General features: G+C 61.7%; 24 protein-coding genes. 11 read left to right on the top strand and 13 right to left on the bottom strand.

Features of this window, described 5'->3' with window-relative positions; genetic code table 11:
• The first annotated feature begins 6 nt into the window (after positions 1–6).
• The 5 genes from F506_RS05090 to F506_RS05070 all read left to right on the top strand — a co-directional run bounded on the left by F506_RS05090 (position 7) and on the right by F506_RS05070 (position 5,381).
• Positions 7–945 carry an NADP-dependent oxidoreductase gene (locus F506_RS05090; RefSeq protein WP_053195625.1) on the top strand — a complete coding sequence of 313 codons (939 nt, stop codon included), beginning with the start codon at positions 7–9 and terminating at the stop codon, positions 943–945.
• Between the two features lie 45 nt (positions 946–990).
• Positions 991–1,860, top strand: a complete 870-nt coding sequence (locus F506_RS05085; RefSeq protein WP_053195624.1) for an SDR family oxidoreductase — start codon at positions 991–993, stop codon at positions 1,858–1,860.
• 272 nt (positions 1,861–2,132) lie between these two features.
• Complete coding sequence (locus tag F506_RS05080) at positions 2,133–2,978, top strand: ureidoglycolate lyase (protein WP_053195623.1); 846 nt, start codon at positions 2,133–2,135, stop codon at positions 2,976–2,978.
• A gap of 137 nt (positions 2,979–3,115) precedes the next feature.
• A complete protein-coding gene (locus tag F506_RS05075) occupies positions 3,116–3,868 on the top strand; it encodes an SDR family oxidoreductase (protein ID WP_053195622.1) in 753 nt (250 codons plus the stop codon).
• A gap of 193 nt (positions 3,869–4,061) precedes the next feature.
• On the top strand, positions 4,062–5,381 hold the full coding sequence (locus F506_RS05070) for an MFS transporter (protein WP_053195621.1): 1,320 nt from the start codon (positions 4,062–4,064) through the stop codon (positions 5,379–5,381).
• Between the two features lie 79 nt (positions 5,382–5,460).
• Here F506_RS05070 and F506_RS05065 read toward each other — a convergent pair whose 3' ends face one another.
• Positions 5,461–7,083, bottom strand: a complete 1,623-nt coding sequence (locus tag F506_RS05065) for a methyl-accepting chemotaxis protein (protein WP_053195620.1) — start codon at positions 7,081–7,083, stop codon at positions 5,461–5,463.
• Between the two features lie 244 nt (positions 7,084–7,327).
• Entirely contained in the window at positions 7,328–7,768 is a 441-nt protein-coding gene (locus F506_RS05060) for a multidrug/biocide efflux PACE transporter (RefSeq protein WP_053195619.1), read from the bottom strand.
• Positions 7,769–7,864: 96 nt separating this feature from the next.
• Between F506_RS05060 and F506_RS05055 the strand changes: the two genes are divergently transcribed.
• Positions 7,865–8,734: a LysR family transcriptional regulator gene (locus F506_RS05055; RefSeq protein WP_053195618.1), complete on the top strand. Its 870-nt coding sequence runs from the start codon at positions 7,865–7,867 to the stop codon at positions 8,732–8,734.
• Positions 8,735–8,746: 12 nt separating this feature from the next.
• Here F506_RS05055 and F506_RS05050 read toward each other — a convergent pair whose 3' ends face one another.
• Both F506_RS05050 and F506_RS05045 read right to left on the bottom strand, forming a co-directional pair.
• On the bottom strand, positions 8,747–10,492 hold the full coding sequence (locus F506_RS05050) for a methyl-accepting chemotaxis protein (RefSeq protein ID WP_053195617.1): 1,746 nt from the start codon (positions 10,490–10,492) through the stop codon (positions 8,747–8,749).
• Positions 10,493–10,839: 347 nt separating this feature from the next.
• A complete protein-coding gene (locus tag F506_RS05045; RefSeq protein WP_053195616.1) occupies positions 10,840–11,319 on the bottom strand; it encodes a MarR family winged helix-turn-helix transcriptional regulator in 480 nt (159 codons plus the stop codon).
• A 180-nt stretch (positions 11,320–11,499) separates the two neighbouring features.
• Here F506_RS05045 and F506_RS05040 point away from each other — a divergent pair, with 180 nt between their 5' ends.
• Positions 11,500–11,919 (top strand): organic hydroperoxide resistance protein, encoded by a 420-nt coding sequence (locus tag F506_RS05040; RefSeq protein WP_053195615.1) that lies wholly within the window; start codon positions 11,500–11,502, stop codon positions 11,917–11,919.
• Between the two features lie 84 nt (positions 11,920–12,003).
• On the opposite strand, the gene F506_RS05035 is transcribed toward F506_RS05040, so the two are convergent.
• Genes F506_RS05035 through F506_RS05025 form a run of 4 tightly spaced genes read right to left on the bottom strand, consistent with a single transcriptional unit; the run spans position 12,004 to position 14,576 of the window.
• On the bottom strand, positions 12,004–13,320 hold the full coding sequence (locus tag F506_RS05035; RefSeq protein ID WP_053195614.1) for an ATP-binding protein: 1,317 nt from the start codon (positions 13,318–13,320) through the stop codon (positions 12,004–12,006).
• Entirely contained in the window at positions 13,317–14,057 is a 741-nt protein-coding gene (locus F506_RS05030; RefSeq protein ID WP_053195613.1) for a response regulator, read from the bottom strand. Before F506_RS05030 ends, F506_RS05035 begins: the two co-directional genes overlap by 4 nt.
• 7 nt (positions 14,058–14,064) lie before the next feature.
• Complete coding sequence (locus tag F506_RS23475) at positions 14,065–14,208, bottom strand: hypothetical protein (RefSeq protein ID WP_167552699.1); 144 nt, start codon at positions 14,206–14,208, stop codon at positions 14,065–14,067.
• On the bottom strand, positions 14,205–14,576 hold the full coding sequence (locus F506_RS05025) for a GFA family protein (protein WP_053201275.1): 372 nt from the start codon (positions 14,574–14,576) through the stop codon (positions 14,205–14,207). The genes F506_RS23475 and F506_RS05025 overlap by 4 nt, the downstream gene beginning before the upstream one ends.
• A 184-nt stretch (positions 14,577–14,760) precedes the next feature.
• Between F506_RS05025 and F506_RS05020 the strand changes: the two genes are divergently transcribed.
• A complete protein-coding gene (locus F506_RS05020) occupies positions 14,761–15,483 on the top strand; it encodes a cytochrome c biogenesis CcdA family protein (RefSeq protein WP_053201273.1) in 723 nt (240 codons plus the stop codon).
• A 12-nt stretch (positions 15,484–15,495) separates the two neighbouring features.
• Positions 15,496–16,023, top strand: a complete 528-nt coding sequence (locus F506_RS05015; RefSeq protein ID WP_053195612.1) for a thioredoxin family protein — start codon at positions 15,496–15,498, stop codon at positions 16,021–16,023.
• 212 nt (positions 16,024–16,235) lie between these two features.
• Here the strand turns inward: F506_RS05015 and F506_RS05010 are convergent, their stop codons facing one another.
• From F506_RS05010 to F506_RS04990, 5 genes are all read right to left on the bottom strand, one after another.
• Complete coding sequence (locus F506_RS05010) at positions 16,236–16,658, bottom strand: DUF411 domain-containing protein (RefSeq protein WP_053195611.1); 423 nt, start codon at positions 16,656–16,658, stop codon at positions 16,236–16,238.
• A 40-nt stretch (positions 16,659–16,698) separates the two neighbouring features.
• On the bottom strand, positions 16,699–17,622 hold the full coding sequence (gene copD, locus F506_RS05005; protein WP_053195610.1) for a copper homeostasis membrane protein CopD: 924 nt from the start codon (positions 17,620–17,622) through the stop codon (positions 16,699–16,701).
• A 7-nt stretch (positions 17,623–17,629) separates the two neighbouring features.
• On the bottom strand, positions 17,630–18,016 hold the full coding sequence (gene copC, locus F506_RS05000) for a copper homeostasis periplasmic binding protein CopC (protein ID WP_053195609.1): 387 nt from the start codon (positions 18,014–18,016) through the stop codon (positions 17,630–17,632).
• Positions 18,017–18,052: 36 nt separating this feature from the next.
• Complete coding sequence (locus tag F506_RS04995) at positions 18,053–18,979, bottom strand: copper resistance protein B (protein WP_235471382.1); 927 nt, start codon at positions 18,977–18,979, stop codon at positions 18,053–18,055.
• An 87-nt stretch (positions 18,980–19,066) separates the two neighbouring features.
• Entirely contained in the window at positions 19,067–20,977 is a 1,911-nt protein-coding gene (locus F506_RS04990) for a copper resistance system multicopper oxidase (protein ID WP_053195607.1), read from the bottom strand.
• A gap of 170 nt (positions 20,978–21,147) precedes the next feature.
• Between F506_RS04990 and F506_RS04985 the strand changes: the two genes are divergently transcribed.
• Positions 21,148–21,843 (top strand): heavy metal response regulator transcription factor, encoded by a 696-nt coding sequence (locus tag F506_RS04985; protein WP_053195606.1) that lies wholly within the window; start codon positions 21,148–21,150, stop codon positions 21,841–21,843.
• Positions 21,840–23,210: a heavy metal sensor histidine kinase gene (locus tag F506_RS04980; protein WP_083457605.1), complete on the top strand. Its 1,371-nt coding sequence runs from the start codon at positions 21,840–21,842 to the stop codon at positions 23,208–23,210. Before F506_RS04985 ends, F506_RS04980 begins: the two co-directional genes overlap by 4 nt.
• The last annotated feature ends 227 nt before the right edge of the window (positions 23,211–23,437 follow it).

The raw sequence follows: 23,437 nt of genomic DNA, 5'->3' as shown, positions 1-23,437 counted from the left end.
TTAGTCATGAACAATGTCCGTGCATTGATTCTTACCAAATACGGCGGCCCATCCGCCATCAGGATTTCGTCCATCGAGGCGCCGACAGCAGGAAATGGAAAGGGCCAGGTACTGGTCCGCGTTCAGGCCGCAGGTGTCAACGGACTGGACTGGAAGGTCCGTGAAGGTTATGTCCGGGATGCTTTCCCGCTGCAGTTGCCGACCGTGCTGGGCATCGAACTGGCCGGCGTCGTCGAAGCGGTGGGTGCGGGCGTCACCCGCTTGCGTAAGGGTGATCGCGTCATGGGGCCACTCGGCGGATTGGGCGCCTATGCCGATCTGGTAACGGTGGACGAAGCCAATCTCAGCCTGATGCCTGAATCGATGAGCTTCGTGGATGCGGCGGCCTTGCCCGTGGCGTCCGTGGCGGCATGGCAAAGCCTGAATTTCGCCGGTCCGGTACGCGCCGGCCAGCGCATTCTTGTCCACGGCGCTGCCGGCGGTCTCGGGGGATTCGCCGTGCAGTACGCGCATCAGGCCGGCGCCGTGGTGTTTGCCACCGCCCTGGAGGCTGATGCCGACTACGTTCGCGACCTCGGTGCTGACCACGTCATCGCCTATGACAAAGAGCAGTTCGAAGCCACGGCCAACGACATCGACCTTGTACTCGACTACGTCGGCGGCGAGGTGCTGAACCGCTCGTGGTCCGTTCTTGCCGACGATGGCGCCATCGTCAGCACCGCATCGCCGGCCATTGCGACGAGCACCCCAAGCGGGCGTCGCGGCCTGTGGTTCATGAATACGCCGGACGCCGCCCGGCTGCACATGATCGCAGAGGACGTGGCGCACGGACGCCTGCGATCAAAGGTCAACGCCGCCGTGCGCTTCGACCAACTGCCTGAAGCAATCGAACGCAACCGGACCCAGCCGCAAGTCGGCAAGACCGTCGCGGATTTCTCGCTTTAATTTTCCCTCTTCGAATTTACCAACCTATACCAAGGAGTAATCATCATGACCATTATCGTTACCGGTGCCACCGGCACTATCGGCCGCCAGGTCGTCGAACAACTCGTGAAACGCGGCGCCGATGTTCGCGCCCTCGTCCGCGACCCTTCGAAGGCAAACTTCCCGAGCGGCGTCGACGTCGTCCAAGGCGATCTGCTGGATGTCGACTCGCTGCGCAGCGCCTTCGCGGGCGCCTCGACGCTATTCCTGCTTAACGCGGTAGTACCCGACGAGTACACCCAGGCGCTGATCGCGCTGAACGTCGCCCGAGAAGCCGGTATCGAGCGGATCGTTTACCTGTCGGTGATTCACAGCGACCTCTACGTGAACGTACCGCACTTCGCAGGCAAGTTCGGCGTTGAACGCATGATCGAGCAAATGGGACTCAACGCCACCATCTTGCGCCCGGCCTATTTCATGGACAACGACCTCACGATCAAAGACGTGGTCACCGGCTACGGCATTTATCCGATGCCGATCGGCAGCAAGGGCCTGGCAATGGTCGATACGCGCGACATCGCCGAGATCGCGGCCATCGAACTTATCCGCCGGGAACGAGCCGCCGCCCCACTTCCTCTGGAGCGGATCAATCTCGTCGGACCCGACACGCTGACGGGCGCAGACGTCGCTGCGATCTGGACGGAAGCGCTGGGTCGTCCGATCGCTTATCCGGGCGACGACACCGCCGGGTTCGAGAAAAACCTTCGGCAATTCATGCCGAGCTGGATGGCCTTTGACATGCGCCTGATGAGCGAGCGCTTTCTCACCGAGGGCATGATTCCTGAAGCCGGAGACGTGGAGCGCCTCACCGGGCTCCTGGGCCGCCCCCTTCATTCCTACCGCGACTTCGCCTCCGCAATTGCGACTTCGGCCTGATGGGACGAACATCGGGACAGGAACATCATCATGGAAAAGCCTTATCCGAACGTGATCCCCGGCGCTTTTAAGTCCTTGATTTTTAAAGGGTACTCATCTGAACCCAATTAAAATCGCCACCTGTCCCGTTATAAATTTTCACCTGAACTGCGGCAAAGTTGTTTGATGGTCTTACCAATTAATTGGTATTATCTCGATTTCCAAGCAAGACCATGCGCCGCAGTCGCCACGACGGCGCTTTATTCTTTAGATCAACCACCAAAGGAAGAGCAATGAAATTACTCCGTTACGGCCCTGTCGGCCAAGAAAAACCAGGCATCCTGGATCAGGCCGGCAAGATCCGCGACCTGTCGGCGCATATCAAGGACGTCAACGGCGCTGCGCTGGACGACGCCACCCTGGCGAAAATCCGCGCGCTGGACCTGCAAAGCCTGCCGGTGGTCGACGGCAACCCACGCATCGGTGCATGCGTCGGCAACATCGGCAAGTTCATCTGTATCGGCCTGAACTACGCCGACCACGCTGCCGAATCCGGCCTGCCCATTCCCGCCGAACCGGTCGTGTTCAACAAGTGGACTTCGGCCGTGGTCGGTCCCAACGACGACGTCAAGATCCCGCGCGGCTCCAAGAAGACTGACTGGGAAGTCGAACTGGGCGTGGTCATCGGCAAGGCTGCTTCGTATATCGAAGAAAAGGATGCGCTGTCGCACATCGCCGGTTATTGCGTCGTCAACGACGTCTCCGAGCGTGAATACCAAACCGAACGCGGCGGCACCTGGGACAAGGGCAAGGGTTGCGACACCTTCGGTCCGATCGGCCCATGGCTGGTGACGCGCGATGAAATCGCCAACCCGAACAACCTGCAACTGTGGCTGGAAGTCGACGGCAAGCGCTACCAGAACGGCAATACCAACACGATGATTTTCAACGTTCCGTTCATCATTTCCTACCTGAGCAAGTTCATGAGCCTGCAGCCTGGCGACGTGATCTCGACAGGTACGCCTCCAGGCGTCGGCATGGGCGTCAAGCCTAATCCGGTCTACCTGAGCGCCGGTCAAACCATGCGCCTGAGCATCGAAGGCCTGGGCGAACAGCAACAACAGACCGTGAACGCATAAGCCTGATCCGCTTCCGGACGCGGGCTGTCGATATCCATCGGTGGCCCGCACCGGATCGCATCAGCAAGGATTGAAGACTGTCCGCAGAAGGCAGATTCCAAACAGGTCACCTCAAGAGCAAAGAGAACGGAGTTCACATGAATCATTACGATTTCCAGGGTCGCAGCGCGATCATCACCGGCGGCGCGCAAGGCATCGGTTTCGCCATCGCCGAACGCCTGCTGCAAGGCAAGGCCAAAGTCGTCCTGTGGGACCTGGACGAGAAGTTGCTGCAGGAAGCGCGCACCAAGCTCGAATCGCTCGGCAACGTTGAAACCGTGGTCGTCAACATCGCCGATCAGGCCGCCGTGCAACGCGCCATCGAAGCCACTGAAAAAGTCACGCAATCGATCGACGTGCTGGTGCACAGCGCCGGCATCGCCGGCCAGAATGGCCTCGTTGCCGATTACTCGCCGGAAGAATGGCGTCGCGTCATCGACATCGACCTCAACGGCGCGTTCTACGTCAACCAGGTCGTCGTGCAACGCATGATCGCGCAAAACTACGGCCGCATCGTCAACATCGCTTCCATCGCCGGCAAGGAAGGCAACCCGACCGCGTCCGCCTACAGCGCCGCCAAGGCCGGCCTGATCGCCCTGACCAAGAGCCTCGGCAAGGAAACCGCGACCAAGAACATCGCCGTCAACGCAATCACGCCGGCTGCGGCGCAAACCCGCATCCTGGAACAATGCACCCAGGCCCACATCGACTACATGCTGTCGAAGATCCCGCGCGGACGTTTCGTCAAGGTGGAAGAAATCGCCGCCATGGTGACCTGGCTCGTGTCGGAAGAAAACTCGTTCACCACCGCATCGGTCTTCGACCTGTCCGGCGGCCGCGCGACTTATTGATCCGGCGCTGATCCGGCGCAAATCCGGCCGGAATCAAACGGATAGCACCCGCCTCGCCGGCGGCAGCGCATTGAACATGCGCTGGGCTATCCGCCCATAATAAAAATCATTATCCAGCCTGTTTTCCCGGCATGCCGCAAGCATCCCGGGCCGGCATGCTGCGCCCTTTTTATCGATTCAGAGGAGAGATGTCATGACCGCAGTACCCTATCCCGCCACCGCGCAGGATATGCAGGAATCCAATCTATACCGCCGCATCACGCTGCGCTTCGTGCCGCTGCTCGTGATCTGCTTCGTGTTCGCGTATCTCGACCGCGTCAACATCAGTTTCGCCAAGCTGCAGATGCAGCAGGATCTCGGTTTCTCCGACGCGGTGTACGGCCTTGGCGCGAGCATTTTCTTCGTCGGCTACTTCCTGTTCGAAATCCCGAGCAACATGATCCTGCACAAGGTCGGTCCGAAGCGCTGGATCGCCCGCATCATGGTCACCTGGGGCATCGCCTCGGCAGCGATGATGTTCGTCACCAATGAAACCGGGTTCTATATCCTGCGCTTCCTGATCGGCAGCCTTGAAGCCGGCTTCGTGCCGGGCGCGCTGTACTTCTTCACCAACTGGTTCCCGTCGCAGCGCCGCGGCCGCATCAATTCGCTGTTCATGGCGGCCATCGCCGTGTGCGGCATGATCGGCGGCCCGATCTCGGGCGGCATCATGAAGTTCACCCACGGCGTGAGCTCGCTGCATGGATGGCAGTGGCTGTTCCTGCTGGAAGGCATTCCGTCGATCGTGCTCGGCGTGATCTGCTGGATCGTCATCGACAACAAGATCGAAGACGCGCGCTGGCTGAAAGACGATGAAAAGAAACTGCTGCTGGCCCGCCTTGCGGCCGAGCCGAAGAGCGAAGCCGTGCATTCCTTCCGCGACGCGCTCAGGCAGCCGTCGACCATCACCATGTCGCTGATCTACCTGGTGCTGGCTTCCGGCATCTACGGCCTGGTGTTCTGGATGCCGCAACTGATCAAGACCGCCGGCACCGACGACACCTTCATCATCGGCCTGATCACCGTGATTCCTTACCTGTGCGCCGCCATCGGCATGATCCTGATCGGCCGCAGCTCGGACCGCACCGGCGAACGCCGCTGGCATCTGGCTGGCTGCGCGCTGGCCGGCGCTGTGGGCTATGCCGTGAGCGCCTACTTCGGCAGCAACACGCTGGTGCTGGTGGTCGGCCTGTCGTTCGCCGCGACCGGCATCATCGCCGGTATCGGCCTGTTCTGGATCCTGCCTCCGCGCGTGCTGACCGGCGCTGCAGCGGCCGGCGGCATCGCGCTGATCAACTCGGTAGGCCAGCTCGGCGGCATCATCACGCCGTACATGGTCGGCAAGATCCGCGACATCACCGGCAGCGCTTCGCTGGGCCTGTACGTGGTGGCGCTGGAATGCCTGGTCGGCGCGGCCTTGCTGCTGTGGGCGCTGCCCAAGCGAATCTACTTCCGCGAACCTGCCGGCAAGTAATCGCGCCGTCATCGGCATTGTTCGCCGCATGAAAAAAGCCGCCCTAGGGCGGCTTTTTTTTCTTCGTCGAATCGAATACTCAGCGCAGTCGTGCGGGACCGGCAGTAATGTCGATTTCACGTCGCACGCGCGTTGCATGCCCGGTCGTCAATTCATGGCCCAGCTTGAACACGCTGACGATGCGCGCCAGATTCGCAGCCTGCTGCTGCAGCGATTGCGCGGCGGCGGCGGCTTCTTCGACCAGCGCGGCATTCTGTTGCGTGACGCCGTCCATTTGCGTCACGGCGTGCTTGACCTGATCGATGCCTTCGCTCTGCTCGCGGCTGGCGGCGGAGATTTCGCTGACCACGTCGGTCACGCGCCTGACGCTGGCTACCACTTCATCCATGGTCACGCCGGCCTTCTCCACCAGCTTGGTACCGGCGCCGACCTTCTCGACCGAGTCGCCGATCAATTGCTTGATCTCTTTGGCTGCGGCGGCGCTGCGTTGCGCCAGGCTGCGCACTTCCGACGCCACCACGGCAAATCCCCGGCCCTGTTCGCCGGCGCGCGCGGCTTCGACCGCGGCATTCAATGCCAGGATATTGGTCTGGAACGCAATGCCGTCGATCACGCTGATGATGTCGACGATCTTCTTCGACGACGCATCGATGGAACGCATGGTCGAAATCACTGCGCCGACCACATCGCCCCCTTCGGCCGCCACGCCCGATGCCGAGGTCGCCAGCGCGTTGGCCTGTACGGCGTTGTCGGAATTCTGCTTGACCGTCGCCGACAGTTGCTCCATCGCTGCGGCGGTCTGTTCGAGCGAGCTGGCCTGTTCTTCGGTGCGCGAGGACAGGTCCAGATTGCCGCTGGCGATCTGGCTCGACGCGGTGGCGATGGCGTCGGTGCCGCCGCGTACGTCGCTGACGATGTTGAGCAGGCTGCCGTTCATGTCTTTCAGTGCGGACAACAGCATGCCGACTTCATCCTTGCTGCGCACTTCAATGCGTGCAGTCAGGTCGCCATCGGCAATCGAGCGCGCCACACCGACCGCCACCGTGAGCGGACGCGTGATGTTGACGGTGAGGTACCAGGCGCTGCTGACGCCGAACAACAGGATCAGCACACCCAGCACGATCAGCAGCGTGCGCCCTGTCTGCGCCATGTGTTCGATATCGGCGGCGGTGTCGTCGATGCTCTTGCGCTGCATCGTCAGCAGGTTCTGCAGCGCGTCCTTGAGGTCATTGGCGCGCGGCATGAAGGCGCTCTCCAGTAAGCGGTTGGCTTCCTCCAGATCGCCTGCGGCCTTGGCCTTGCGCATCTGGTCGCGCGCCACGACGTACAACGAACGCTGCGTCTCGATCTTCTTGAACAAGGACAGTTCCTGCTCGCCTTCCAGGATCGGTTGCAGCTTCTTGAGCAACTCGGTCGAGATCTTCGACGAGGCCGCGTCTTCCTTGGCGAAGAACGGCGCCAGCGCCGGATCGGTGCTCTTGGCGATCGCCGTCACGCGCGTGATGGAGGTTTGCACGATCGGAAACCAGTCGCTGATGAGGCGTTCTTTTTCCAGCGGACGCTGCATCATGGCCTTGGTGGCGTCGGTCACGCCCTGCAGGCGCCAGATGCCGATGCAGATGATGGTGATGGCCAGCAGCAGGATGATGGAAAAGCCCAGCGCGAGGCGCCTGCCGATCTTGAGGTTGGCAAGAATGTTCATAGAGGTCTCTGTTCTTATACGATGTTGGAATGACAACGAATGCAGCAGGAACGCACGGAGATTTCCCACGGCGGCGCGCAAGTATAGCGTCGGGGATGCGGTGTCATTCGCGAGATCAGCGACGGAAATTGGCGTCAAGAAATACAAAAGCCGCCTCACGGCGGCTTCCTGTTTTTGCCTTGCTTGACTGCAACAGGCTGTAAACGCAGTTAACAAGCTAAAAACAAGCCTCGGCCCAGCGTTTTCAGCACGCTGCACGCCTGAGCATGCCGGCGCGGGCCTTGTCGTAACACCAGTTGAACACCAGCGTGTAAGGAAGAAAAAACAACACCAGACCGATATCGAGCACGAAAGCTTCGATCAGCCCGATATCGAGCCACCACGCCGCCATCGGCACCACGGCCAGGATCAGCCCAGCCTCGAACATGACGGCGTGGGCGATGCGCACCGCAAAGCGGCGCTCGGCGGCAGAGGCCTTCCAGCGGCGTTCGAGGCGGTCGAACAGGGTATTGAAGATCACGTTCCAGGTCATCGCCACCAGTGAAATCATCAGCGTCAGCGCACCGGCGTGCGCGAACGACACACCCAGCAGCCACGACATCACCGGTGCGCACAGCAGCAGCGCCACCACTTCGAACAGCACCGCATGCAGGACGCGCTCATACAGGGATTTCTCTAGCTTCATGGATTCTCTCCTTGGGAAGGCCTCGATTATCGATGGCTCCGCTGATAGAATGAAGTTATTAACCATCGGAAAATCCGATAAATAAGCGATACATAGATGCATTCCCTCGACGCCCTGCTGATGTTCATCGAAGCTGCCAATCTCGGCTCTTTTTCGGCCGCCGCACGCAAACTCGGCAAGCAGCAGTCCAGCGTCAGCGAAGCCATCGCCAATCTGGAAATCGACCTCGGCGTGACGCTGTTCGACCGCAGCACGCGCAAGCCGACGCTGACCGAACACGGTCACGCCCTGCTTACGCATGCGCGCCAGCTGCTCGACGCCAACGACAAGCTGAGCCGCGCGGCGCAGCAACTGGCCGGCGGCCGGGAGGCGCAACTGAGTTTTGCGCTGTCCGACACCTATCAGTCCGATGTGTTTGAAAAGAGCCTGGCGCAACTCGAACGGCGCTTTCCCGACCTGAGCCTGGAATGCCTGATTGCCGAAGATGAAGACGCCGTCGACCTGGTGCAATCGGGCCGCGTTCAATTGGCGCTGGTGGCCGCGCAGCCGTCTTATCCGCCGGACATCGGCTTCGAGACGATCGCCGATCAATCCGAGATCGGCCTGTATGTCAGCACCGCGCATCCGTTGGCGCAGGCTGCGCAGATCAGCGGCGACATGCTGCGCCAGGCGCGCGAACTGCGCGTGAACACCTACACCCATCGCGACCGGACGCGGCAACAACAGCCCGGTTTGCACTGGTCGGCGTCGAGTTATCTGATCTTGCTGGAGATGACGGAACTAGGTTTCGGCTGGGCCGAATTGCCGCGCTGGGTGGTCAAGCGTTTCGGTGCGGCGGACCTGAAGGAATTAAAGGTGCACGGCTGGCCGCGCAGCATCCGCGTGCATGTGATCTGGTCGCGCGAACGCGGACTGGGACAGGCCGGCGCCTGGCTGTGCAATACCTTCCTGCAAGCGCCGGCCTGAGAATTTCAGCGCTTAGAACTGTTCCCAATCGTCGTCGGATACTGCGGCCGGCAGGCGCTTCGGTGTTGCTGCAGGCGCGGAGACGGCGGTCTTCGCCGAGATCGGCATGGGCTTGCGCGGCAGGCTTTTCACACTTGCGGCGCCGGTCGCGACGATGGCCGGTTTCGGCTTCGCCGGCGCCAAGGCAGCGCTGTTGCCGACGGCGTGCCCGCTGTCCAGCGTGAAGATGCCGACCACCTGCGTCAGCGTCGCCGCCTGATCCTGCAAGGATTGCGCAGCGGCAGCAGCCTGCTCCACCAGCGCAGCGTTCTGCTGCGTGCTTTCGTCCATTTGCGCAATCGCACGATTAACCTCTTCGATGCCGGTGCTCTGCTCCTGGCTGGCCGAGCTGATTTCGCCGACGATGTCGGTCACGCGCCTGACGCTGGCGACCACTTCCGCCATCGTCGCGCCGGCCTGCTCCACCAGCCTGCTGCCCGAGTCGACCTTGTCGACCGAGTCGCTGATCAGTTCCTTGATTTCCTTTGCGGCCGAGGCCGAACGCTGCGCCAGGCTGCGTACTTCCGACGCCACCACGGCAAAGCCGCGCCCCTGTTCCCCGGCGCGCGCCGCTTCCACCGCTGCATTCAAGGCCAGGATATTGGTCTGGAAGGCGATGCCGTCGATCACGCTGATGATGTCGACGATCTTCTTCGATGAAGCATTGATTGCGCCCATGGTATCGACCACTTGCCCGACCACGCTGCCGCCCTGCACCGCGACTTCGGACGCGGACACGGCGAGCTGGTTGGCCTGGCGCGCGTTGTCGGCGTTCTGCTTGACGGTGGAGGTGAGTTCTTCCATCGCCGAGGCAGTCTCTTCCAGCGAACCGGCCTGCTGTTCGGTGCGCGTGGACAGGTCCATGTTGCCGCTGGCGATTTCAGCCGAGGCGGTGGCGATGGTATCGGTGCCGGATCGCACCTGGCCAACGATGCGCTGCAGGTTGTCGTTCATGGTCTTGAGCGCCAGCAGCAGCTTGCCGGTTTCATCCTTGCGGCTGGTGTCGATGTGCGAGCTCAGGTCGCCCGCAGCGACGGTCTCGGCAATGCCGAGCGCCTGCTTCAACGGACGGATGATACTGAGCGCCAGACGCCATGCGAATACCCACCCGGCGATGAACAACAAGGCGCCGCAAGCGATGAGCAGATTGCGGCTTCGCGTGTAATGGTCGTGGATGCCCGCGGCAATGTCGTCGATGCTGGAGCGCTGCAGATCGAGCAACTGTTGCAGGGAGTCTAGATAGCCCTTGGCCGCGGCGGGAAAGTCTTTCGCCAGGACGCGTGCGGCTTCTTCCACGTTGCCGTCGGCCTTGGCCTTGGAGATGGCGTCACGCGCCGCGATATAGCTCTTGCGCACGGTCGCCAGTTGCGCGAACAGGGCTTTTTCCTTGTCACTGCTGAGCAGGCCTTCCAGCGTCTTTTGCTGTTCATTGGACAGTTTGGTGGCAGTGGCGGCGTCTTCGGCGAAGAACGCGCTCAGGCTGGGATCAGCACTCTTGGCGATCGCGGTGGTGCGGCGCACGCTGGTGTGGATGGTGCGATACCAGTCCGAAACCAGGCGCTCTTTGGCCAGAGGTTTTTCCATCATGGCTTGCGTGGTCTCGGCCACCGTGTGAAGGCGCCAGATGCTCAGCGCAATGACCGCGATGGCAGAGAACAGGATGATCGCAAAGCCCAGGTTGAGACGTTTGCTGATGTTCATATTGGCAAAGAAATTCATTTTTATCCTTCTTGTCTATGTCAATTCCGGCACCCTTCGCGGATCCCTTTTGCACACTCCGCACCAGCCGGAATGGCCCGTATTGTCGGCAATAGGCGGTAGCAGAGATATAAGTACTTCTACCTAGAAAATCGCCCTGCGGCCTTGATCCCATCGCCACATGTCCGCAGCATGAATCGCTGCGCACGCGTCATCGCGCCGCGATGTTGTCGGAGTGGCAAAAACCGGCGAGGGATGTGGACGACAGGTTGGCAACTGAAATGACAACTGCCGCCGGCGATGACTGTGGAGACAGGTCGACAGCGGCAGCGAGGCGGCGAAAAGATGGACGGCGAAAGCGGGTCAGGTCAGCCGCGCGCCCGGGTCGCCTTGATCAGGTTGTCGCGCAGCGTCGCCACGGCGTTCTGGACTTTGACGAATTCTTCCTCGCCCAGTCCGCAGGCGTCGACCAGATTGATGTCGAGCGCTTTTTCACGCAGCCGGCGGCCGGCCTCGGTCAGGCCCACGCGCACCTGGCGTTCGTCGCCGGCATCGCGCCGGCGGCTGAGGTAGCCCATCGCCTCCAGCTTCTTGAGAATCGGCGTGAGCGTGTTCGACTCGAGGAACAATTTTTCCCCGAGACCGCTGACGGTCTGGTTGTCCTCCTCCCACAACGCAATGACTGCGATGTATTGCGTATAAGTCAGGCCGAGCTCGTCGAGGATGGGCTTGTACGCCTTGCCGAACGCGAGGTTGGCGGAATAGATCGCGAAGCACAGGAAATCGGACAGCTTCGGCGCGGAGGATTGAAGGGAAGACGGCTTGGCGGTGCGGGAAATACGGGACATGGCGGCAAACTCCTCGTGGGGCAGCGCGATCGGCGCCGGGATTCCATGAATTATACATCGTATGCGATTTAATCGAATGCGTTGACATTTTTCAAAACTCAGGTAATATGCATCGCATTCGATTACATCGGATACGATCTAAATTAACCCACATCATTTCACCACCTGAGGAACCAGATCATGACCACCATCGAAAAAGTCTTGTACACCGGCAAAACCACCACCACTTCCGGCGGCCGCGACGGCTCCGCGCGCAGCGCGGACGGACGTCTCGACATCGAGCTGTCGTCGCCCGGCAGCGCCGGCAAGGGCACCAATCCGGAGCAGCTGTTCGCCGCCGGCTGGTCGGCCTGCTTCATCGGCGCCATGGGCCTGGCCGCCGCCAAGCTGCAGATCAAGCTCCCGGCCGACCTGCACGTGGACGCGGAAGTCGACCTCGGCACTACCGCCGGCGCCTACTTCCTGCAAGCGCGGCTGAACGTCAGCCTGCCCGGCATCGACCGCGAGGTCGCCCAGGCGCTGGTCGACGCCGCCCACGAAACCTGCCCGTACTCGAAAGCCACGCGCGGCAACATCAATGTGGATATCAAGCTGATCTGATCGGGCGTCCGCTCCGCAGCAAATGAAAAGGCCTGCCGCATGTGACGTGCGGCAGGCCTTTTTTACGAACCGGAAATGGAAAGATCAGCGCGGCGCCGTCAACATGAGGCGCGCTTCCAGTCCGCCGCCGGTGCGATTATGCAGCGACAACTTCGCATCCATCGCCAGCGTCAGTTGACGCGCAATCGCCAGCCCCAGACCGGTGCCGCCGGTATTGCGGTTGCGTGACGCCTCCAGCCGCACGAACGGCTCGAACACCGCTTCCAGCGAATCGGCAGGAATCCCGGGACCGCGATCGAGCACGGCGATGGTCACGGCGCCATCGGCTTGCGCGCTGACCTCAAGCTCGGCCGCCCCGCCGAACTTGAGTGCGTTATCGACCAGGTTGCCGAGGATGCGCTTCAAGGCCTGCGGACGCGTCACCAGCGCCGTGCCGATGGCGCCGTGCAAGGACACCTCCTTGCCGGCATCGACGTAGTCGCATACCAGGCTGTCGAGCAAGGCGTCCGGATCGATGCGGCACGGCGCTTCAGCCGCGCCGTGCAACGTGCGCGCGTAGGTTACGCCCTCCTTGACCAGGGTTTCCATTTCTTGCAGATCCTGCTGCAGCTTGGCGTGCTGCGGGCTCTCGTCCATCACGTCCACGCGCAGGCGCATGCGTGTGATCGGCGTCTGCAAGTCATGCGAAATCGCCGCCAGGATCTGCATGCGCTCGGTCATGTAGGTGGCGATACGGTCCTGCATGGCGTTAAAGGCTTTGGACGCGCGGGCAACTTCCGAGGGGCCGTCCTCGGGCAAGCGCGCCGCCTTGAGATCGGGGCCGAGCGTGTCGGCCGCGACCGCCAGCGCATGCAGCGGCCGCGTCGCCAGGCGCACCGCCAGCCAGCAGCACGCGGCCAGCACGATCAGCTGCAGGGCCAGCACCAGCGGCAGCCAAGGCGACAGCGGCACGCCCGACATCGGCCGCATGTCGATGGTCAGCGGCGTGCCGTCGGAGAGCTTGAGATGCACCTGCATGCGCTCCTTGTCGCCGGGTACGGCGTTGACGGTCAGCGCGTATTCGGTGCCGATGCCGTCGGCGATCGACTTCGCCACCATCCTGGACAGGCGCGCATCGGGCGGCGTGCCGGTGATGCCGGGACCCAGGATAAATTCATAGCTGCGGCGTGCCAGGCGCGGCAGCCATTGCGGACGCTCGGCGGGTGGCAAATGGTCGAGCAGCGCCACGGAACTGGCCGCTTCGCGTTCGATGTAGCCCATCATGACGTTGGTGGTGGCCTGGTCGCGCTCGGTCAGCGTCAGCCAGAACGACAGCGTCTGCGCCAACACCAGGCCGACGCACAGGATCAGCGCCAGCCGGGCGAACAGCGTGCGCGGCCACTGCAGTACGGAAAATGTCATTGCTCGCCTTCGATCAGGGTGACGGTGGCGGAGAACACATAGCCCTCGTTGCGCAGCGTCTTGATGTAGCGCGGCTCGCGCGCACCGTCCAGCAGACGCTGGCGCAGGCGGCTCACCAGCAGGTCGATGGAACGGTCGAACGGATCCGACGCGCGCCCCTGGGTGAGGTTGAGCAACTGGTCGCGCGTGAGTACGCGTTGCGGATGATCGAGGAACACGCGCAGCAGCCGGTATTCGGCGCCGCTCAGCGCCACCATGGTGCCGTCCTGGTCGAGCAGGTGACGCGCGGTGGTGTCCAGCCGCCAGTCGCCGAAACCGAGCATCTGCACCGCTTCCGTGACCTGCATGTTGGGCGGCAGCATGCGGGCGCGGCGCAGCACCGAACGGATGCGCGCCATCAGCTCGCGCACCGCGAACGGCTTGGTGAGATAGTCGTCGGCGCCCATTTCAAGGCCGACGATACGGTCGGTTTCTTCACTGCGCGCGGTCAGCATCAGCACCGGCACGGCCTTGAATTTGCCGACCCGCAATTCGCGGCACAGCACCAGGCCGTCTTCGCCGGGCAGCATCAGGTCGAGCACGATCAGGTCCGGCGCGCCCTGCTCCAGCACCGCACGCATCTGGCGTCCGTTGGCGGCCAGCGACACGCGCATGCCGTTCTTTTCCAGGTAGGCGGCCAGCAGTTCGCGGATGCCGCGGTCGTCGTCGACGATCAGGATGTGGTCTTGGTTTTCCATGCGGCGATCATACCCCAGCTCGTTTGCGGCGGCGCGCCGGCGCCGTGCTGGCAACGTTGAGCAGCGAGCAATACACCGGCTTCGCCAGCTCGGCCGCAAAACCTCCCATCGCAAAGACGAATACCGCCAGAAAGCGCCGCAGATACCTCATGCGTCCTCCAGCACCGACAAACTGGCGCCGTCGGCCACGGAGGCTTCCAGTGCATACGGGTCGACGCCTTCGAGGCAGCCTACGTTGGCGCGCCAGAGATTGGACGCCTTGCGGGTCTGATGGAACGGATAGATGCCGCAGTGCTTGCAGAAATAGTGTTTCGCCGTGCGCGTATTGAACTGGTAGAGCGTCAGCGACTCTTCGCCGCTGACTATATTGACGTCGGCGACGTCGATCATCGGCGTCATCAGCGCGCCCTTGCGGCGGCACAGGCTGCAGTTGCAGCGTCCGGCCGGCGTCAGCGCCGTACGTACTTCAAAACGGACGGCGCCGCAGTGGCAGGAGCCTTTGTAGAGTTTTTCGGTCATGTTGTTCTCCTTCAGGTGGTTGGCAATGACTGCTTTATAAAACAACTCTCCGGATGATTTGTGTCCCAATGTATCTGGCTGGTACACATACACAAAACATTGCACCCGTGCGGTGTTGCAGACACAAGCCAGATACGTGCAGGCGTTCCAATACGGTCATCGCAACCAACATTGGAATGCCACCATGCACAACTTCATCGAAACGCCCTTTGCCCTGCTGGCCGGTCTGCTGACCATCGCCTCGCCGTGCGTACTGCCGGTGCTGCCCATCTTGCTGGGCAGTTCGGTCACGGAACCGGGCAAGACGCCCAACCGCACCCGGCCGCTGTTCATTATCGCCGGCTTCATTCTGAGTTTCTCGGCCTTCGCCATGTTGCTCGGCGCGGTGTCCAGCACCGTTCACGTGGCGCAGGAAGCCTTGCGCAATACCGCCATCGCGCTGCTGGCGCTGTCGGGTCTGCTGCGCCTGTGGCCGCGTCCTTACGAATGGCTGGTGGCGCATTTGCAGGCGCCGCTGCAACGCATGCACGGCACTGCCCCGAAACCGCCGAAAGAACATGCCGGCAACACCGGCGGCTTCGTCCTCGGCATGTCGCTGGGCGCAGTCTGGACGCCCTGCGCCGGTCCGGTGCTGGCCTCGATCCTGGTGCTGGTGGTCAAGGCGCAAGACCTTGGCTGGTCGGCGCTGCTCTTGCTGATGTATGCCATCGGCGCCGCCATTCCCATGCTGGCGATTCTCTATGGCGGACAGTACATCACCCGCCACGTTCGTGCCGTGTCGCGCCACACCCAACGCCTGCAACAGCTGTTCGGCGTGCTGGTGATGCTGACCGCGCTGGCGATCTACCTGCAATACGACGTGCTCATCACCGCCACCCTGTCTTCCCTGTTCTCTTCGTCCAATTGAAAGGATTCCATCATGCTCTCCCGACTCAAGACCATCGCCGCACTGACCGTGCTCGCCACCGCAACCTCCACTGCCGCATCGGCCGGCGCACTCAGCAAGAGCGTCGCCGCGCCGGAATTCACCGGCGTCGACAAATGGCTCAACAGCGAACCGCTGACCATGCAGCAACTGCGCGGCAAGGTCGTGCTGGTCGACTTCTGGACCTACACCTGCATCAACTGCATCAACACCCTGCCCTACGTCAAATCCTGGTATCAGAAATACAAGGACCAGGGCCTGGTGGTGGTCGGCGTGCACACGCCGGAATATCCATTCGAGCGCAGCACCGACAACGTCAAGACCGCCATCAAGCGTTTCGGCATCACCTACCCGGTCGCTCAGGACAACCGCTACGCCACCTGGAGCGCCTACAACAATCAGTACTGGCCCGCCTTCTACCTGATCGACAAGAAGGGGCAAGTGGTCTACACGCACTTCGGTGAAGGCCAGTACGCGCAGACCGAAGCCGCCATCAAGAACCTGCTGGCGCAGCCGCAGTAACCCGATTCAACCTTAGAACGTGTTTGCGATCTTACTGCGCGACCCTGATTTGCCGCTAAACGGTACTCAACATCCTCATGTACTTATGTACATTCCGGTGTTTCCGTGCCGTTTAGCGACAACTGAGGGCCGCTCGCTACAGATCGTAAACACGTTCTAAGGGGACGCCGAAAGACCGGGATGACTGCACCTGGCAGTGCTGCCCCGACGGATCAGTTGCGGGAATATTCCTTGCCGGCAAAATCGACGGTCACCAGCTTTCCATCCATCTTTCCCATCCCGGGGGAGTTGGCGGACATGCCCGGGACCGCCAGTCCTTTGACTGACCGGGATTTGTCCGCAATGAGCCTTGAAACGACCGGCGCCGGAACATGGCCTTCCAGCACTTGCCCGGTAGCGTCGATCACGGCGGTATGACAGGACTGGAGCGACTCAGGCACGCCGAATCGCTGTTTGACCGCCTGCATGTCTTTGCGGTCAATCTGCTTCAGCTTGTAGCCCGCCTGGGTCATATGCGCGGCCCAGGCAGTGCAGCAGCCGCAATCCGGGTCTTTGTAGACGGTGATGGTCTCGCCGGCGGCATGTGCCGCAAGGGCGGTCAGCGCGAGAAGATTCGCGACGAAGAACTTTTTCATCAGCTTCCTTTCAGGAGTTCAGGCTCATGCCGGCATTGCGTCATTCTGTCATCGGTCCCAGGGTTCCGAGCCAGGCAACGAGTGCAAGTATCAGGAAAGCGCAGCCGGTCTCGAGGAACAGGCTTCTTCGCAATGCCGCGATCGCTTCGCCGTGCTCTCCGGAGACATGCGCCCGTTCGAGCAAAGGCGCCAGCCGGTAGCGGTTCGCTGCAGCCAGGGCCAGCATCAGGGTGAACAGGCCCAGCTTGGCGATCAGCAGTTGCCCATAGGCTGAGGACAATAAGCCGGTGACGGTGGGACCGACGATCAGCCAGTAGTTCAGGACACCAGTGATCACCAGCGATCCGACGATGACGGTGCCCGTCAGGGCGAAGCCATTGAGCGTGCGGCTCAGCAGCGACAGGCGGGCGGGGTCGTCGCCGGAAGGCCGCGCCAGCATCAGGATGAATGCGGCCAGTGCACCTACCCAGCCGCCGGCTGCCAGCAGGTGGATGATGTCCGCCATCAAGTGGACTTGTCCCCGGGCGCCTTCGTCCATCGCGCCGTGGCCGGCCCAGGAAAGCGTCGCCAAGGCTGCTCCGCCGGCAGCGCTCATCAGGCCTGCGCCGGCGCTCGGCCACCGGTTCGACAGCAACGCTGCCGATACGCAAATCAGCAGCATGGCCATGCGCAAGCACCACGCCATGCCGAAGGACGTGTCCGTCAGCATCATCCCGAACACGTGGCGTTCAATCGCGCTGACATCGGCGGCGCCGGTCATCGCCTTGGCCATCAGGAACATGCTGGCGACCGACAGCGCCATGCCGATAACGGCTGCACCTGCGGTCAACGCAGAGAACCTCTTGCCCAAGGCGGATGAACGTTCAGGCCGGCGCAACGCATGCAGCTGAAACAGCGGCAGGCCGAAGACAAGCATCAGGTCCAGATACAGCGCAAAGCGCACCAGCACGGTCATCCAGTCCATTACCCGCTCATTTCACCGTGAAAGAGATCTTGCCGGTAATCGGGTGGGTATCCGAAGACACCGCACGCCATTCGATGCTGTACACGCCGGGCATCAACGGCTGTCCGGGAGTGATGACCATGGTCTTCGGATCATCCGAGCCCGACACCTTGGCGGCCATTTTCATGGGCGAAGCGTGGTTCATCCCGGGCATGCTGGTCATCATCAGGCTCGCGCCGGAAAACTGCTTCGAAAGATTTTCCGAGAAATGAAGTTCGATCTTTTCCGGGGCGCTCACCGTCGCATTGTCCTCGGGCGTGGAACCGAGGAGCTTCGGATGGGCAAAGGCTGCTGTGGCGAAGGCCATGGCGGCAACGGTGGCTGCTGTTTTGGCGATGAAGGACGGGTAAGACATGGCAAAGCTCCTGTGGATGATCAGAGTAATGGTGGGTTAGAACAGAATGCGCAAGCCGGCCACGAGCCGGGTTTCGCCCGCATTGCCGACGGCGCCGCGCACGTAGCTGGCGGTGCGGCCGAAGCGCTGGTTGCGCTCGATCCCGACGTAGGGGGCGAGCTGGCGAGAGAATTCGTAACGCAGGCGCATGCCGTAGGCGGCGCTGGACAAGCCGCGTCCGATGCCCAGATCGGGATCTTCCTTTCCGTACAGGTTGGCCTCGACGCGGGGCTGCAGCACCCAGCGCTGGGTCAGCAGCACCTCATACTCGGCCGCCAGCCGCAATGCGGTACGGCCTTGCTCGCCGACGTAACCCGTTGCCTCGACTTCAAACCAGTAAGGCGCCAGACCCTGGACGCCGAAAGCGAGCCAGTTGCGGCCAGGCCGGTTGCTGCCGACGTCCACACGCAGACCCAGCTGGCTGTCCCAGTACGGCGTGATCGCGTGACTCCAGAGCAATTCGGTACGCGAATCGCCCACGCGGCCCCGCTCGATATCGCCTTCGGCCTTGAGGTAGAACTTGTCGTAGGCGTCGCCTATCCAGCCTTGGGTGTCGTACGCGATGGAATTGCCGTCGCGGGTATGGACGCGTTCCAGGCGATCGACCAGGAAGGACCCGAAGGAATGCATGTCGGACATCATCAAGGCGCTGATGTCTTTCCGCGCATAAGGCCCCGTATCGAGGGTGTAGCCATTGGAGTAGCCATGCGGATCGCGCGCGTCTGCCGGTGCTGCGGAACCGGAATCCATCTTCATGCTGCCGTGGTCCATCGCGCCGTGGTTCATGGGCGCCGGCGAGCCGGAGGCATGGTCGTCCATGGCGTCCACGGCGTCCATTGCCGTGATCGCGGCCGGACTTGCCGATGCGCCATGGCCATCGTGGCTGTCATGGCTGGTGTGCGATTGGGCCAACGCCGCATTCATGCCCACTGAGGCAAGCGCCAGCAATAGAATCCGGCTTGGGTGACGGGTAAAAATCATTCTCGATATGCCTTTCAGTTCAGATCTCGGTTAGCTGACGACGACTTCGCGGAACATGCCCATGTCCATGTGATACGCGAAGTGGCAGTGCCAGGCCCAGCGTCCCAAAGCGTCCGCCGTCACAAGGAAGCTGATGCGCTGCGCCGGCTGCACCGGAATCGTGTGGCGCCGTGCGAGGAAATCCCCGTCGGGCGTCTCCAGTTCGCTCCAAAGCCCGTGCAGGTGCATGGGGTGGGTCATCATCGTGTCGTTGTGCAAGATGACGCGCAGGCGTTCGCCGTAGCGGAAATGGACCGGAGTCGACTTGCCGAACTCAAGGCCATCGAGCGACCAGGCATAGCGCTCCATATTGCCGGTCAGGTGAAGCTCGACTTCTCGTTCGGGGCCGCGCTCGTCGAGCGGACCGCCAATGGTGTGCATGTCCGCCAGGGTAAGGACCCGGCGGCCGTTGTTGCGCAATCCGACGCCGGGATCATCCAGATTGGTACGGGCGCTGTCGACCCGGGCATCGGTGCCGGGGCCGTATTCAGTGCTTGCGTGGCGAGCCTTCTTGCTGGGGACTTTCAAGGGATTGGGCGGCACCGGCTGATGCCCGCTGTGGTCCATCTTCGGTGTCGATTGCATCTGCTGCATCGGTTGCATGGCGGCCTTGCCGTCCATGGAATCCATGCTGTCCATGGTCTCCATGCCGGACATCGACGACATATTGCCCATCGCCCCGTGGTTCATGTGGCCCATGTGGCCCATGGCGCCGTGATCCATGCCACCCATTGAGGACATGTCACCCATCATGTCGCCCATGCCGAGCCATTCCGGCTTGTCCACTGCCGGTACCGCGGCTGCCAGGCCGGCGCGCGTCGCCAGCGTCCCCCGGGCGTAGCCGGTGCGCTCCATGGTTTGGGCAAACACGGTATAGGCGTCGTCCTTGGGCTCGACGATCACGTCACAGGTTTCACCCGGGCCAAAGCGGAACTCATCCACGCTGACCGGCTCGATATCCACGCCGTCGACCTGGATGACCTTCAGTTTCAGTCCTGGAATCCGGACGTCATAGAAGGTGTTGCCGGATCCGTTGATACAGCGCAGGCGGACTTTTTCGCCGGGCTTGAACAGTGCGGTCCAGTTGCCTGCCGGGGTCACGCCGTTGGCGAGATAGGTCAGGGCGGCCGCCGACAGATCTCCCAGGTCCGTGGGATTCATGCGCATTTCGTTCCACATCGAACGCTTGTCCATGGCCGCCTTGATGCCGTCCTTGCGCGCGTCGCGGACAAAATCGCCGGCCGTCAGCCGGTTCAGGTTGTAGAAATCTCCTTGCTTCTTGAGTTTGGCGAGCACCGACATCGGGTCCTCGTCCATCCAGTCCGACAACAGAAGCACGTGCTCCCGATCGGCTTGATTCTTGCCCTGACCCCGGCTTCTTCCGGCGCCGTTGGGATCGATGATGATGGCGCCGTACATCCCGGTCTGCTCTTGCATGCCCGAATGGGAGTGGTACCAATAGGTCCCACTTTGCTGCACCTTGAATTTGTAGGTGAAGGTCTCTCCCGGCGCAATGCCGGCAAAGCTGATGCCCGGCACGCCATCCATCTGGAACGGCAAGATGATGCCGTGCCAGTGGATGGAGGTATGTTCCCGAAGCTTGTTTGTGACGTTGATGGTGACCATGTCGCCTTCTTTCCAGCGCAACGTCGGCCCCGGCAGCGAGCCGTTGATCGTCGTGGCCACGCTCTGCCGGCCGGTGAAATTGACCGGCGATTCCGCAATCACCAGGTCAAACACGTTTCCCGTCAGGACCGGCGCCGCCGAGGGACTGGCCGGCGTTTCTGCGGCCTGGGCGACCGCCTGCAGGGCCTGCGACGACAATCCCAAAAGCACGCCTCCGGCGGCCAGGCCCTTTACAAAGCGGCGGCGGGAGTTCAGAAGGGATGATGAGTTCGACATAGAGTAAATCTCTCCGAAATGGGGCGAAGTGAGGCGAAGTAAGAATATGGCGCTGATGATAAGGATTACCGGCGATCAGTTGGATTACCCGCGCATTACATTCCTGTAATGATCTCGTCATCGTGGCGAACTGCACGTACCATGTCTCCAACTTCTTAAGCGCGATTAATATGAAACTTCTTGTGGTTGAAGATGAGCCGAAAACAGGCGAGTACCTCCAGCGGGGGCTCACCGAAGCAGGATTCATCGTCGATTTGGCAAAAAACGGGCTGGACGGCTACCACCTGGCCATGACCGAGCCGTACGACCTTGTCATTCTGGACGTGATGCTTCCCGATGTGGACGGCTGGCGGATCGTCCAGTCGCTGCGCGAGGCCCAAAAGGCCGTGCCGGTGCTCTTCCTGACGGCCCGGGACAGTGTCGCCGACAGGGTCAAGGGGCTGGAGATGGGCGCAGACGACTACCTCGTCAAGCCGTTCGCATTTTCCGAACTGCTGGCAAGGGTACGCACCTTGCTGCGCAGGGGCAGCGGCGTGGTATTGCAAGACCGCCTGACGGTTGCCGACCTGGTGCTGGATCTGCCCCGGCGCACCGCCAGCAGAGGCGGGCGCAAACTGGTGCTCACGAGCAAGGAATTTGCCTTGCTGGAATTCCTGGCGCGGCGCCGCGGAGAAGTGCTGCCGCGCTCCCTGATCGCCTCCCAGATCTGGGACATCAACTTCAACAGCGATTCAAACGTCATTGATGTCGCCATCCGGCGCTTGCGCGCCAAGGTCGATGACGGCTTCGATCACAAGCTGATCCTGACCGTGCGCGGCGTTGGTTACGTCCTGGATGACGCCGGGCCAGAGGAGGGTGCCGCGTGATCCGCCAGCGTTCTCTGACGGTTCGTCTCACCGCCTTGTTTGCCCTGGCGTCCACGGCCGTGCTGGTAGGGCTCGGCCTGCTTATCATCTCCACGGTGGCCAAGCACTTCACCGACCAGGATGAGCAACTGCTGGAGAAGGAGCTCGAGCTCATCCGCATGGTCGTCAACGAACGTGGCGCCGCGGCGATCACCGGCACGTTCGGCGAGGCGCTGCACAATCATCCCGGCTTCTTCGTTCACATCAGTTCGTCGAACGGGCAGCCGCTGTATTCGACGCTGGCCGGTGCGACGGAACCAATTCTAGCGGCTGCCGCCAGTAGCCGTTCATTCACCGTTGCCACAGGCGGTCATCAGAAATTTCAGGCCATCAAGGCACGCTTGAAGGACGAGGCAAGCGGCGACAATCTGGACGTCATCGTGGCGGTCGACACGGACATCCATGACCATTTCATGCGCAATTTCCAGACCACGCTGATTCTCTACGTGGCCGGATCCGCGCTGATCGTCGTTTTGCTGAGCTGGTGGGCGGCACGGCGCGGCCTGGCGCCGTTGCGGGCCATGTCCGACAAAGTGCAAGTGGTCTCCGCGCATAACTTTGGCGAACGCATGCCGGTCGAAACCTTGCCGATTGAAATCGCCGACCTCGCGGCCAAGCTGAACGCCATGCTGGAACGCCTCCAGCGCGATTTCAATCGCATCACGAATTTCTCGAGCGATATCGCCCACGAACTGCGCACGCCCATCACCAACTTGCTGACACAAACGGATGTCGTGCTGACACAGCAACGCACCAATGAGGCCTATCGGGACACGCTGTCGTCAAATGCAGAGGAGTTGCAGCGGCTGGCCCGGACCATTTCCGACATGCTGTTCCTGGCCCAGACGGAGAACGGCATCAGCTTGCCAAGCCATGAGCCGCTAAGCCTGCAGGATGAAGTTGCGGCGCTTTTCGACTTCTACGATGCGCTGGCGGAAGAAAAGGGCGTTCGCCTGCTGCTCACCGGAGAGGCATCGATCAAGGGAGATCGCCTCATGGTGCGCCGGGCGCTGAGCAACCTGATCTCCAACGCCATGCGTTATACGCCGGCAGCGTGCGCCATCTTGGTGTCGATCGAGAAATCAGAGTCCGACATTCTGGTGCACGTCGAGAACGACGGTCCTGAGATCCCGGCGGAATATCTGCCGCACCTGTTCGACCGGTTCTACCGTGCCGACAAGTCGCGAACCAAGCTGGACACTGATTCGGCCGGCCTGGGGTTGTCCATCACGAAAGCCATCATGCGTGCGCACCAAGGGGAGGTCGCCGTGCAGTCCGGGCGAGGGAAGACGCGCTTTACGTTGCGGTTTTCGGGGATGTTGGGTTGAGTAAGCCTGACTTTCGGGGCCACAATCTATTGGATTGGGCGTGCTGAAAAGAAAATCGCTGACAAACTGGAACCCGCTTACGATAGATTAATGGATGAAAAATCCTCAGATACTTTGTCGGAAAATGATATTTAAGCACCGTGCAGGCTGAATCTTTCCGGCACATTCGCGCACCTCAATGAGACCCGGCAGCTGCATGCCAGATATGTTCGGATGTAAAAGAGTAC

The sequence above is a fragment of the Herbaspirillum hiltneri N3 genome, from assembly GCF_001267925.1.
GTDB classification, from domain to species: domain Bacteria; phylum Pseudomonadota; class Gammaproteobacteria; order Burkholderiales; family Burkholderiaceae_D; genus Herbaspirillum; species Herbaspirillum hiltneri.
Note: the sequence above shows the minus strand (reverse complement) of the source record. Positions and strands in the feature narration are given on the sequence as shown.

What these genes read in the sequence shown, in the direction of transcription:
- F506_RS05090 (WP_053195625.1), top strand. Translation starts at nt 7, where the DNA reads ATGAACAATGTCCGTGCATTGATTCTTACCAAATACGGCGGCCCATCC.
- F506_RS05085 (WP_053195624.1), top strand. Translation starts at nt 991, where the DNA reads ATGACCATTATCGTTACCGGTGCCACCGGCACTATCGGCCGCCAGGTC.
- F506_RS05080 (WP_053195623.1), top strand. Translation starts at nt 2,133, where the DNA reads ATGAAATTACTCCGTTACGGCCCTGTCGGCCAAGAAAAACCAGGCATC.
- F506_RS05075 (WP_053195622.1), top strand. Translation starts at nt 3,116, where the DNA reads ATGAATCATTACGATTTCCAGGGTCGCAGCGCGATCATCACCGGCGGC.
- F506_RS05070 (WP_053195621.1), top strand. Translation starts at nt 4,062, where the DNA reads ATGACCGCAGTACCCTATCCCGCCACCGCGCAGGATATGCAGGAATCC.
- F506_RS05065 (WP_053195620.1), bottom strand. Translation starts at nt 7,083, where the DNA reads ATGAACATTCTTGCCAACCTCAAGATCGGCAGGCGCCTCGCGCTGGGC.
- F506_RS05060 (WP_053195619.1), bottom strand. Translation starts at nt 7,768, where the DNA reads ATGAAGCTAGAGAAATCCCTGTATGAGCGCGTCCTGCATGCGGTGCTG.
- F506_RS05055 (WP_053195618.1), top strand. Translation starts at nt 7,865, where the DNA reads ATGCATTCCCTCGACGCCCTGCTGATGTTCATCGAAGCTGCCAATCTC.
- F506_RS05050 (WP_053195617.1), bottom strand. Translation starts at nt 10,492, where the DNA reads ATGAATTTCTTTGCCAATATGAACATCAGCAAACGTCTCAACCTGGGC.
- F506_RS05045 (WP_053195616.1), bottom strand. Translation starts at nt 11,319, where the DNA reads ATGTCCCGTATTTCCCGCACCGCCAAGCCGTCTTCCCTTCAATCCTCC.
- F506_RS05040 (WP_053195615.1), top strand. Translation starts at nt 11,500, where the DNA reads ATGACCACCATCGAAAAAGTCTTGTACACCGGCAAAACCACCACCACT.
- F506_RS05035 (WP_053195614.1), bottom strand. Translation starts at nt 13,320, where the DNA reads ATGACATTTTCCGTACTGCAGTGGCCGCGCACGCTGTTCGCCCGGCTG.
- F506_RS05030 (WP_053195613.1), bottom strand. Translation starts at nt 14,057, where the DNA reads ATGGAAAACCAAGACCACATCCTGATCGTCGACGACGACCGCGGCATC.
- F506_RS23475 (WP_167552699.1), bottom strand. Translation starts at nt 14,208, where the DNA reads ATGAGGTATCTGCGGCGCTTTCTGGCGGTATTCGTCTTTGCGATGGGA.
- F506_RS05025 (WP_053201275.1), bottom strand. Translation starts at nt 14,576, where the DNA reads ATGACCGAAAAACTCTACAAAGGCTCCTGCCACTGCGGCGCCGTCCGT.
- F506_RS05020 (WP_053201273.1), top strand. Translation starts at nt 14,761, where the DNA reads ATGCACAACTTCATCGAAACGCCCTTTGCCCTGCTGGCCGGTCTGCTG.
- F506_RS05015 (WP_053195612.1), top strand. Translation starts at nt 15,496, where the DNA reads ATGCTCTCCCGACTCAAGACCATCGCCGCACTGACCGTGCTCGCCACC.
- F506_RS05010 (WP_053195611.1), bottom strand. Translation starts at nt 16,658, where the DNA reads ATGAAAAAGTTCTTCGTCGCGAATCTTCTCGCGCTGACCGCCCTTGCG.
- copD (WP_053195610.1), bottom strand. Translation starts at nt 17,622, where the DNA reads ATGGACTGGATGACCGTGCTGGTGCGCTTTGCGCTGTATCTGGACCTG.
- copC (WP_053195609.1), bottom strand. Translation starts at nt 18,016, where the DNA reads ATGTCTTACCCGTCCTTCATCGCCAAAACAGCAGCCACCGTTGCCGCC.
- F506_RS04995 (WP_235471382.1), bottom strand. Translation starts at nt 18,979, where the DNA reads ATGAATGCGGCGTTGGCCCAATCGCACACCAGCCATGACAGCCACGAT.
- F506_RS04990 (WP_053195607.1), bottom strand. Translation starts at nt 20,977, where the DNA reads ATGTCGAACTCATCATCCCTTCTGAACTCCCGCCGCCGCTTTGTAAAG.
- F506_RS04985 (WP_053195606.1), top strand. Translation starts at nt 21,148, where the DNA reads ATGAAACTTCTTGTGGTTGAAGATGAGCCGAAAACAGGCGAGTACCTC.